This window comes from Winogradskyella sp. (genome assembly GCF_025210595.1).
GTDB lineage: Bacteria > Bacteroidota > Bacteroidia > Flavobacteriales > Flavobacteriaceae > Winogradskyella.
In genome coordinates, this window is record NZ_JAOARH010000075.1 from 1 (window position 1) to 7,013 (window position 7,013).

The window sequence follows — 7,013 nt, forward strand, 5'->3', positions numbered from 1 at the left end:
CCCATTGAAGAAAAATAAATAATTGATTCATAGGTTTTTTGAAAGAATATAAATAGATGAAAAAAACGTTCTTTATACTAATAGTATGCATTAGTGTTTTTGGTTGCGATTTCTTTAAGAAAACAGACAATCGCCAGCCAATAGCAAGAGTTAATGATGTATATTTATATAAAGAAGACGTTGTAGATTTAGTTCCAGAAGGAGCAAGTAAAGAAGATAGTCTTATAATGGTTAATGCCTATATTAATAGATGGGCAAGGCAATTGTTGTTAATGGATGGAGCTTTGCTTAATCTTTCAGAAAAAAAACAAGAAGAATTTTCTAGGCTAGTAGATCAATACAAAAGCGATTTATATACAAAGGCATATTTAGAGGCATTAGTAAAAAAGAATATAGACACTACAGTTAAAACAAATGAAGCTAAAGTGTTTTATGAAGCTAATAAAGAATCTTTTAAGCTTAATGATGATTTATTACAATTTAGATACATTAGTTTGCCTTTAAATCCTATTAATTTAGATACTATTAAAAATAGATTTAAGCGCTTTGAGCCAAAGGATAAGCGTTATCTAGATTCAATATCAGTTCAGTTTAAATCCTACTTGTTAAATGACTCTCTTTGGGTGAAATTTAATCAGGTAGTAGATAAAGTGCCAGTAATAAAACAAGAAACTAAGGATCAATTGTTAAAAAAAACTAATTTCTTACAGCTCAAAGATTCAATAAACCTATATTTGATGCGTGTTAATGATATACGTCTACAGAACGATTATGCTCCTTTAGAATACGTTAACAAATCAATAAAACAAATAGTAATTAATAAGCGAAAACTAGAGCTTATTAAACAACTCGAAAAAGATATTTCAAAAGATGCAATTAAGAACAATAAATTTCAAATCTATAACTAAGGCATTAAGTCTTTGTTGTTTTTTATGTGTTGGTGCTATTGGTGCTCAAGAGATTATTCCAGATGAGACGCCAAAAGTAATTGAAAAAGTAAAAGACAGTGTTGTTAATAAGACACGAGTTAAAGCAGATGGTGTAGCGGCTGTTGTTGGTGATTTTATTGTGTTAGAATCTGATTTAGATCGTGAGATAGCTCAATTAGAAGCACAAGGTGCAGACTTAAGTGGTGTTACACGTTGTGAGCTTTTTGGAAGTCTTTTAGAGAAAAAACTATATGCACACCAAGCTATACAGGATAGTATTTTAGTTAATGAATTATATATTAAATCTCTTGTAGAGCAGCAGATAGAGGGCATAATGGCTCAAACAGGTGGTGATATGCAAGGCCTAATAAAATTTTACAAAAAGGATTCTGAGCAAGCGCTAAGAGATGAAATGTACGAAATCAATAAAAATGGGTACTTGGCTAGAGAGATGCAAAAAAAAGTTACTGATGGGGTTGAAGTAACTCCAGAAGAAGTGAGAACATTTTTTAATGATATACCAAAAGATGAAAGGCCTACATTTGGTACAGAGTTAAAAGTAGCTCAGATTGTTGTCGTACCAGAAGTAACTGAAGAAGCAAAGCAAGTTGTTATTGATAAACTAAACGGGTTTAAACAAGACGTAGAAGAGAATGGCGCAAGTTTTACAACCAAAGCGTTATTTTATTCTGAAGATTCTGGTTCAAAGAATAATGGTGGACTATTACCAACCATGAATCGTAAACAACCTAGAATGGTTAAGGAATTTAGAGATGTTGCCTTTAATCTAGAAGAAGGGCAAATTTCAGAGCCTTTTGCAACAGATTTTGGATATCACATAATATACTTAGAGAAGATTAGAGGGCAAGAGTACGAAGTAAGACATATTTTATTACGTCCTAAGTTATCACAAGAAGCTATACAAGAAGCTAAAGACAAGATTGATAAAGTAAGAGATTTAATTGTAAGTGGTAAGCTTAGCTTTGCTGATGCAGCACTAGAGTTTAGTGATGAAGAAGAAACTAAATTTGAAGGAGGTCAGTTAACAAACCCTACAACACAAGATTTTAATTTTGAATTAACCAAGATGGATACAGAAATGTACACACAAATTCAAGGATTAAAAGATGATGAAATTAGTGAAGTTATTCAAGATGAAGATCGTGTCAACACTATTAAGTTTAAAATAATGACGGTTACAGATAGAATTGATGATCATGAAGCTGATTTTGCTAGAGATTATTTAAAAATAAAAGATTTAGCATTACAGGATAAGCAGATTAGAGCTATTGAAAAATGGCAGAAAGAAGTCATAGCAGAGACCTATGTTAAGATAAATGGTGAATATAGAAAATGTGAATATCAGAGTAATTGGTTAAAAACAGAATAAAATATGTCTGATGTTACTATAATTGAAAACTTTGTAAAAAAATACAAAGCACTTAAAGAAGAAATATCAAAAGTTATTATTGGTCAAGAGGAAGTAATTGACCAAATTTTAATTTCCATTTTTTCAGGAGGTCATTCTTTGTTGATTGGAGTGCCTGGTTTAGCAAAAACCTTAATGGTTAACACTATTGCCCAAGCTTTAGGATTAGATTTTAAGAGAATTCAGTTTACGCCAGATTTAATGCCAAGCGATATCCTTGGTAGTGAAATTCTAGACGAAGACAGACGTTTTAAGTTTATAAAAGGACCAATTTTTGCAAATATCATCTTAGCAGATGAGATTAATAGAACTCCGCCAAAAACTCAGGCAGCACTCTTAGAAGCTATGCAAGAGCGTGCAGTAACTGTTGCAGGTCATCAATATAAATTAAGTTTACCATATTTTGTTTTAGCAACTCAAAATCCTATAGAGCAAGAAGGAACTTATCCTTTACCAGAAGCTCAATTAGATAGATTTATGTTTGCTATTAGATTAGAGTATCCTTCATTTTTAGAAGAAGTACAAGTTGTAAAAGCCACGACAACAGATGTTCAGTTGTCTGTTAATGCATTATTTACTGCTCAAGAAATTATAGACTATCAAAATGTTATTCGTCGCATTCCTGTTGCGGATAATGTGGTAGAGTACGCAGTGTCATTAGTCTCTAAAACAAGGCCAAAAGCAGATACAGCTGCAGAGATAGTTAAAGAATTTGTAGATTGGGGAGCTGGACCTAGAGCGTCACAAAACTTAATTCTTGCAGCAAAAACTCATGCAGCTACTAAGGGTAAATTCTCTCCAGATATTGAAGATATTCAAGCAGTAGCAACTGGTATTTTAAGACATCGAGTTATTAAAAACTACAAAGCAGAAGCTGAAGGTATTACCGATAAAAAAATAATTGAAAGTTTGTTTTAAGTTTAGCTATTGTTTCTGTAAAGTTACTGAATTACTATTCTTTTTAAAATCTGTAACAGATGTATTGCGTGTTAAAATGGCTCGCTGTAATTCATATTTATTCTAAATAAGCTAATTTGTTAATTTTTTGATTTTTACGCAATTTAAATGTTAATTAATTGTGGTAGTCTCTGAAATTTAGTTATTCTGTGATTTAAGTGTAAAGAAATTGCGATTTTGTTGCGTATTTTTAAAAATCTTTTGAAATCCTTATTTTTGCAGTCCATTAATGATATTTAATGCTTAATTATGACATATAAAGATTACATCAAAGAGATTGAAGAGAGAAAAGCGCAAAATTTACATCCTAAACCAATAGATGGTTCAGAATTATTAACTGAAATTATAGATCAGATTAAAGATGTAAACCACGTTCATAGAGCTGATTCTTTAAATTTCTTTATATATAACTCACTTCCAGGAACAACAAGTGCTGCAGGTGTTAAGGCTAAATTTCTAAAAGAAATAATACTAGGAGAGGAAACAGTTGAAGAAATTTCATCTGAATTTGCGTTTGAGCAATTATCACACATGAAAGGAGGTCCTTCGGTAGAGGTATTATTAGATTTAGCTTTAGATACAGAAGATAAAGACATTTCTAATCAAGCGGCTAAAGTTTTAAAAACACAAGTTTTCTTATACGAAGCAGATACAGAGCGTTTAGAAAAAGCGTTTAATAGTGGTAATGAAATTGCTAAAGACATTATAGAAAGTTATGCAAAAGCTGAATTTTTTACCAAGTTACCTGAATTAGAAGAAGAAATTGAAGTGGTGACTTATGTTGCTGGTGTTGGTGATATTTCTACAGATTTATTATCGCCAGGTAGTGACGCGCACTCTAGATCAGATAGAGAGTTGCATGGACAATGTATGTTTGAACATAATAAAGAAAAGCAACAAGAATTATTAGATCTTCAGGCCAAACATCCAGGTAAGCGTGTAATGTTAGTGGCAGAGAAAGGAACAATGGGTGTAGGATCTTCTCGTATGTCTGGTGTTAATAATGTGGCACTTTGGATTGGCAAAAAAGCGAGCCCATATGTACCGTTTATTAATATAGCACCAGTAGTTGCAGGAACCAATGGTATTTCGCCTATTTTCTTAACTACTGTAGGTGTAACAGGCGGTATAGGTTTGGACTTAAAAAACTGGGTAACTAAGAAAGATGCTGAAGGGAATACAGTTTATGATGAAGATGGTGAACCAGAATTAGAGCAAGAATATTCTATAGATACAGGAACGGTATTTACAATTAACACTAAAGAAAAGCAATTATACAAAGATGGTAAAGCTGTAAAAGATATATCCGCAGCATTTACTCCACAAAAAATGGAGTTTATGAAAGCAGGAGGATCTTATGCTATTGTTTTTGGAAAAAAACTACAAACATTCGCAGCAAAAACTTTAGGTATAGATATTCCGCCAGTATTTGCACCATCTAAAGAGATTTCTCACTCTGATCAAGGTTTAACTGCTGTAGAAAAGATATTTAATAAGAATGCAGTAGGTACATCAGGCGCAACATTGCATGCTGGTTCTTATGTGCGTGTTGAAGTAAACATTGTTGGTTCACAAGATACTACAGGTCTTATGACGTCTCAAGAGCTAGAAATGATGGCAGCTACAGTAATTTCTCCAATTGTTGATGGCGCTTATCAGTCTGGTTGTCACACAGCATCAGTTTGGGATAAAAAAGCACAAGTAAATACACCAAAATTAATGAAGTTTATGAACGATTTTGGTCTTATTACTGGTAGAGATCCAAAAGGCGTTTACCATTCTATGACAGATGTAATTCATAAAGTTTTAAATGATATTACAGTAGATGATTGGGCAATTATTATTGGTGGTGATTCTCATACGCGTATGTCTAAAGGTGTGGCTTTTGGTGCCGATTCTGGTACAGTTGCACTGGCTTTGGCAACTGGTGAAGCTTCAATGCCTATACCAGAGTCTGTAAAAGTGACTTTTAAAGGTGAAATGAAAGATCACATGGATTTTCGAGATGTTGTGCATGCAACGCAATCGCAAATGCTGAAACAATTTGGTGGAGAGAATGTTTTCCAAGGAAGAATAATCGAAGTTCATATTGGAACTTTACTTGCAGATCAAGCCTTTACATTTACAGATTGGACTGCTGAAATGAAAGCTAAAGCATCTATCTGTATTTCTCAACCAGATACCCTTATAGAATCTCTTGAAATCGCTAAAAGTAGAATTCAGATTATGATTGATAAGGGCATGGATAATAAAAAACAAGTGCTTCAAGGGCTTATTGATTTAGCTGATAAGCGTATTAAAGAAGTGCGTTCAGGTGAAAAACCACCTTTAACTCCAGATGAAGATGCCAAATACGCTGCAGAATTAGTAGTGGATTTAGATATCATTGAGGAACCAATGATTGCAGATCCAGATGTGCATAACGATGATGTTTCTAAGCGATATACTCATGATACAATTAGAGAATTATCTTTTTATGAAGGTGAAAAAGCTGTAGATCTTGGATTTGTAGGTTCGTGTATGGTTCATAAGGGAGATATAAAAATAGTTTCTAAGATGCTTAGAAACTTAGAAGAGAAGTTTGGTAAGGTAGAATTTAAAGCTCCGCTTGTGGTAACAGCGCCAACGTACAATATTATTGAAGAATTAAAGATAGAAGGTGATTGGGAAATACTTCAAAAGTATTCCGGCTTTGAGTTTGATGATGATGCACCTAAAAATGTGGCAAGAACAGAATATGAAAATATTTTATATTTAGAACGACCAGGTTGTAATCTATGTATGGGTAATCAGGAAAAGGCAGAAAAGGGTGATACGGTTATGGCAACTTCAACCCGATTATTCCAAGGAAGAGTTGTTAAAGATTCTGATCGTAAAAAAGGAGAATCTTTGTTAGCGTCTACACCAGTAGTTGTACTTTCAGCAATTTTAGGTAGAATACCAACAATTGAAGAATATAAAATGGCAGTAAAAGGTATAAAACTTACAAAGTTTGCACCACCACTTAAGAAGATGACGACGCAGCCTCCTTTACCAGGACACATGGTTTCTTTTTAAGGTTTAGTTAAGAATATATTAAACAATTGAGCTCGAATTAATTTTAATTCGAGCTTTTTTTGTGATATTGAAAGGTGTCCTAAATCATTCCGACTATACTTCATAACTCAATTAAATCTTTTACTCGCCATGAATTCAATCTGGATTTTTGAAGATGTCAATCTATTCAATTTACTATGTCCTCATAAGTTTAAAAAATATAAAGCTTGTCACGATTTTGATGCTTACAAAAAAAGCGATTATATCTATTTTGAAGAAGATGCTGCTAACAAAGTGTATCTTATAGAAAAAGGAAAGGTAAAGATTGGTTATTATAATGAAGATGGTACAGAAGTCGTTAAGGCTATTTTAAGAAAAGGAGAACTCTTTGGTGAAAAAGCTATTTTAGGCGAGGAAAAGCGTGATGAGTTTGCACAATCTTTAGATAATAATACATCTATTTGTCCTGTTGGTGTTAATACTATGCACGATCTTATGAGAGATAATAAAACCTTTAGTTTAAGGATTTATAAATTTATAGGATTTAAGTTTAAAAAATTAGAACGTAGACTTCAGTTATTGTTATTTAAAGATTCTAAAACCAGATTATTAGAGTTTTTACAAGAGTTGTGTACAGATTATGGTTACGATTGTAATACGAC

General features: G+C 32.7%; 5 protein-coding genes. All 5 read left to right on the forward strand.

Annotated features, from left to right (window positions below):
- The first annotated feature begins 56 nt into the window (after window positions 1-56).
- Entirely contained in the window at window positions 57-908 is an 852-nt protein-coding gene (locus tag N4A42_RS07900; RefSeq protein ID WP_294072446.1) for a peptidyl-prolyl cis-trans isomerase, read from the forward strand.
- Complete coding sequence (locus N4A42_RS07905) at window positions 871-2,319, forward strand: peptidylprolyl isomerase (protein ID WP_294072449.1); 1,449 nt, start codon at window positions 871-873, stop codon at window positions 2,317-2,319. The genes N4A42_RS07900 and N4A42_RS07905 overlap by 38 nt, the downstream gene beginning before the upstream one ends.
- Before the next feature lie 3 nt (window positions 2,320-2,322).
- Entirely contained in the window at window positions 2,323-3,276 is a 954-nt protein-coding gene (locus N4A42_RS07910; protein WP_294072452.1) for a MoxR family ATPase, read from the forward strand.
- 285 nt (window positions 3,277-3,561) lie between these two features.
- The gene (locus N4A42_RS07915; protein WP_294072458.1) at window positions 3,562-6,372 is read left to right on the forward strand and encodes a bifunctional aconitate hydratase 2/2-methylisocitrate dehydratase; all 2,811 of its coding nucleotides are present in this window, start codon (window positions 3,562-3,564) and stop codon (window positions 6,370-6,372) included.
- Window positions 6,373-6,501: 129 nt separating this feature from the next.
- On the forward strand, window positions 6,502-7,013 hold a 512-nt coding region (locus tag N4A42_RS07920), incomplete at its 3' end, for a Crp/Fnr family transcriptional regulator (protein ID WP_294072455.1).

What these genes read in the sequence shown, in the direction of transcription:
- N4A42_RS07900 (WP_294072446.1), top strand. Translation starts at nt 57, where the DNA reads ATGAAAAAAACGTTCTTTATACTAATAGTATGCATTAGTGTTTTTGGT.
- N4A42_RS07910 (WP_294072452.1), top strand. Translation starts at nt 2,323, where the DNA reads ATGTCTGATGTTACTATAATTGAAAACTTTGTAAAAAAATACAAAGCA.
- N4A42_RS07905 (WP_294072449.1), top strand. Translation starts at nt 871, where the DNA reads ATGCAATTAAGAACAATAAATTTCAAATCTATAACTAAGGCATTAAGT.